The organism is Bradyrhizobium sp. P2_E8 (assembly GCF_056403875.1).
In genome coordinates, this window is the sequence record NZ_JBFUES010001121.1 from 1 (window position 1) to 2,253 (window position 2,253).

The 2,253-nt window shown below is 60.5% G+C and carries 3 protein-coding genes and 1 pseudogene; 1 reads left to right on the forward strand and 3 read right to left on the reverse strand.

Annotation, left to right across the window (positions count from 1 at the left end):
- Positions 1–476, forward strand: a 476-nt coding sequence (locus tag AC1D00_RS37485) for a TetR/AcrR family transcriptional regulator (protein ID WP_477014136.1), incomplete at its 5' end; no start/stop codon positions are given.
- A 15-nt stretch (positions 477–491) separates the two neighbouring features.
- Here the strand turns inward: AC1D00_RS37485 and AC1D00_RS37490 are convergent.
- The 3 genes and pseudogenes from AC1D00_RS37490 to AC1D00_RS37500 all read right to left on the reverse strand — a co-directional run.
- Positions 492–797, reverse strand: a complete 306-nt coding sequence (locus tag AC1D00_RS37490; RefSeq protein ID WP_027548671.1) for a hypothetical protein — start codon at positions 795–797, stop codon at positions 492–494.
- A gap of 94 nt (positions 798–891) precedes the next feature.
- Positions 892–1,929: an MBL fold metallo-hydrolase gene (locus AC1D00_RS37495; protein ID WP_135174181.1), complete on the reverse strand. Its 1,038-nt coding sequence runs from the start codon at positions 1,927–1,929 to the stop codon at positions 892–894.
- A gap of 245 nt (positions 1,930–2,174) precedes the next feature.
- Positions 2,175–2,253: pseudogene (locus AC1D00_RS37500) on the reverse strand (DNA-binding response regulator); the annotation flags it as partial.

Sequence of the window (2,253 nt, forward strand, 5' to 3'; positions counted from 1 at the left end):
ATGTGAGCCACGGCAGCGTCTATCGCCATTTCCCGAGCAAGGCCTCGCTACGCGAGGCCGTTGCCAAACGCTGGCTTGACCGGATCGACGCGCCGCTCCTGGCGATTGCCAAGGAGCAGGGGCCGGCGCCTGACAGGCTCGACCGCTGGCTGCGCACGCTGTTCGCCGCCAAGCGTTCGCGCGTGCTCGACGACCCCGAGATGTTCGAGACTTATCTGACCCTGGCGCGCGAGGCCTGCGCGGCCGTCAAGTGCCACAAGGACACCATGATCGATCAGATCTCATCGATCCTGACCGACGGCGTGAAGCAGGGCGTGTTCGAGGTGGGCGACGTCAAGGCTACCGCCCGCGCCATCTTCGATGCCACCGTCCGCTTCCACCATCCGGCCCATGCCGACGAGTGGAAGGACGCCGATCTGCCCGCCCGCGTCGATGCGACGCTCGCGCTGCTGCTGCGCGGGCTGAAGGCGGCATAGACCGCAACGCCTAACTCAACCTCTGGCCTTGTGAAGAAGCGCGCCCTCACGAACGGAGGGCGAGGCAGTTGCGTGCCTGCGCGGGTGAAACGCGCCGTTGGCTGTTGGAACGACCGGCGGGCTCTCCGGATATGCATTGACTGCAATTTCGACGACATCCTTTGACCGCTTTCGAAGGCGGTAGAATGTCAGCTCCTGCTCGAGCATGGGGCAGTGGAAGTGGACGACGGCCGTATCGGGCAAGCGGCAAAGTTCGTCGATGAGCTCGCCTACGGTGATGATCGGGGGATGGTCGACTGCCTTGTGATGGGCCTTACTCATGGCGCAACTCCTTCACTCTGCTACTAACCGCAGCGCGACGGTGTCGGTTCCATTCCGCACGGCTACAGCGTTGCATAAAGGTGCGAACTGCGAGCTAGAGCGCCGGTCCTAATCGCAAGCTGCGCGAGCGCAATATGCCGAACGGGTCTTCGCGCGCGGCCAGTTTGCGATATGTCGCAAGGTCGTCAAGCGTGGGACCTTCTCCGCGTTTGGCAGTCCCGTCCGACGTCGTTCCAACCGGTATCGACGTGCCGAGGCCGGCATAGAGATAATTGTTTCCGAATGCCTTCTTGAGCGCAGCAAAGGTCGGCTCACCGGTGCAGTGACCCGGTGCGACGCTGTCGACCTTGAACCTGTCCTTCAGAGCGGTAACGACTTTCCCGATTGCCTCGTCAGGTGCAACGACGAGATGAAATCCACCCGCGATGAGATGAATCCTGGGATTGATAGCTGTCGCCGCCTCGACGATCCGTTCGATCCCGGGGTGCGAACAACCGACCAGAAGGACTATGCCGTCTGCCGTGTTGACGGCCAAAGACAGCTCCTTGAGTTCTCTTGTCCCGGGCGCGTCGGAGATCAGCGAAATAAGCGTGATACCAGGCGCAATCTCGGTCGTTTGATCGACTAGTTCGAAGTTTGCGTTGGCCCATGCCGTGCCGAACTTCATCACCTCGGGGGGCTTGCCTCCATAGTACCGCATCTCCGGGGCCAAGGCCTCGTCTTTCCGGTAGAAGCCGGAAGGCAGCGACGAGCCGTAGATGCCAAATCCTTCCTTTGGCGCGTAGATCTTGACAGCAGGATTGACGCTTAGGACGTAGGACAGCCCCGCCATGTGATCGGAGTGGCGGTGCGAAAGAACGACAAAGTCGAGGTCCGAGAGATTGACACCCTTGGCCTTCACGTTTGCGGCGAAGACCTCGGGGTCGTTACCCGTATCGAACAGGATGCGCTTTCCCGCGATTTCGACAAGGGCCGAAAATCCCCAGTCCCTTGTCATCGCCTCGTTTGTGCCGAAGGCGTCGTAAAGAATGGTGATGTGATCTTTCGCCCCGGTTGTTGCGCTTTCAGCGGTTCCGATCGCGAAAACGCTGGAGGCAATCAGTGCTGCAAGAAGACTGTCCCGGATGTTCATGGAAGCGTCTCCTGTTGTTGTACAAAACATACAACGGGAACGAGGGCGGCTTCGAGAGAGCGTTCAAAGGGGCTCGCGTTGAAAAATCGGAACCTGATAGACACTGACTGGCGGCCTCGTGCCAGAGGCCGTGCCTGGGTCGAGCTTAGCACAATCCGAGAGAGACTGGAGACCTTCGTTGACGCGGCCGGTCCGGAACCAGATATTCGCAGACTTGGGCGCTTCAAACCTCCAGCCGCTAAGCTCTAGATTCTCGTCAGCCCGCAGCTCGCTGCAAGCCGCACCAGTTGCGCATCGGTGCGCGCGCCGGTCTTGGTCTTGATC

Bases quoted from the DNA above. Each gene is read 5' to 3' on its own strand.
- AC1D00_RS37495 (WP_135174181.1), bottom strand. From the start codon at position 1,929: ATGAACATCCGGGACAGTCTTCTTGCAGCACTGATTGCCTCCAGCGTT.
- AC1D00_RS37490 (WP_027548671.1), bottom strand. From the start codon at position 797: ATGAGTAAGGCCCATCACAAGGCAGTCGACCATCCCCCGATCATCACC.